Below are 1357 nucleotides of genomic sequence, written 5' to 3'. Positions count from 1 at the left end.
GAAAAGGCTTGAATTAAACCGTGATACCTCAAATTTTTGTCAACAAAAAGTGTATTGAGTGTTGGAGCATCAAAGCCAGTTAAGAACATTCCGACCACAATGATTAAGTCAATCTCTTTGTTCTTTACACGTTTGGCAAGGTCACGGTAATAATTCTGAAATTCATTACTGTCAACGCCATAACTGGTTCTGAACATGGCGTTATAGTCATTGATAGCTTTGGATAAAAACTCTTTGGCTGTAACATCCATTGCTGAAGGTTCAAAAGTCTCGTCAACTATTTCACCTATGGCACTCTGTTCTTCGTTTGCTGCAAAAGAGAAGATTGTAGCAATCTTTAAAGGCTTGTCGCTGTCTTTTTGCAGGTTGTTTAATTCTTCATAATAGCATTTAGCTGCATCAACACTACTTACGGCAAACATGGCATTAAAGCCTTTGTTGCTTCCTTGGTTTCTATGGGTTTTTATCCTGAAATTCTGTAAAATGTATTGAGATATTTCTTTAATGCGTTCAGGATGGAGTAAAGCCTTTTTGTTTTCTGCCGCACTTAATTTTTTCTCATCTATTTCAGTTTCTATGCTCTTAAACTGAGGACGAACATCATTATAATCAACTTTAAATTTCAGCACCTTTTCATCACGAATTGCATCCGTAATTACATAAGAGTGCAGTTCACGACCGAAAACACTTGCCGTAGTTTCTGAGCCTAAAGCATTTTGAACGAAGATTGGCGTACCAGTAAAACCAAATTGATAGAACTTTTTAAACTTCTTATTCAGATTCTTTTGTGCTTCTNATAATCAACTTTAAATTTCAGCACCTTTTCATCACGAATTGCATCCGTAATTACATAAGAGTGCAGTTCACGACCGAAAACACTTGCCGTAGTTTCTGAGCCTAAAGCATTTTGAACGAAGATTGGCGTACCAGTAAAACCAAATTGATAGAACTTTTTAAACTTCTTATTCAGATTCTTTTGTGCTTCTCCAAATTGAGAACGGTGTGCTTCATCAAAAATGAAAACGACTTGCTTTTGGTAAATCGGCAAGTCACCCTCACTTTTCATGAGGTTATTCAATTTTTGTATAGTGGTAACAATAATCTTATTATCGTCTTTCTCAATGTTTCGTTTTAAGCCTGCTGTACTATCTGAACCATTTACACTATCAGGAGAAAATCGCTGATATTCCTTCATTGTCTGAAAGTCCAGGTCTTTACGGTCAACTACAAAGAAAACTTTGTCAATGAAATCTAATTGCGTTGCTAATCGTGCAGCTTTAAAACTGGTAAGCGTTTTTCCTGAACCTGTTGTGTGCCAAATATATCCGCCTCCTTCATTGGTTGACCATTTTTTAGC

General features: G+C 36.4%; 2 pseudogenes. Both read right to left on the bottom strand.

The annotated features are described in order from the left end of the window. A pseudogene (locus CHU92_RS00045) lies at positions 1-794 on the bottom strand (type I restriction enzyme subunit R domain-containing protein); the annotation flags it as partial. 8 nt (positions 795-802) lie between these two features. After that, positions 803-1357 (bottom strand): annotated as a pseudogene (locus tag CHU92_RS00040) (DEAD/DEAH box helicase family protein); the annotation flags it as partial.

The organism is Flavobacterium cyanobacteriorum, from assembly GCF_002251835.1.
Classification (GTDB): domain Bacteria; phylum Bacteroidota; class Bacteroidia; order Flavobacteriales; family Flavobacteriaceae; genus Flavobacterium; species Flavobacterium cyanobacteriorum.
The sequence above is the reverse complement of the archived record's forward strand: the minus strand, read 5'-3'. Positions and strand labels throughout refer to the sequence as shown.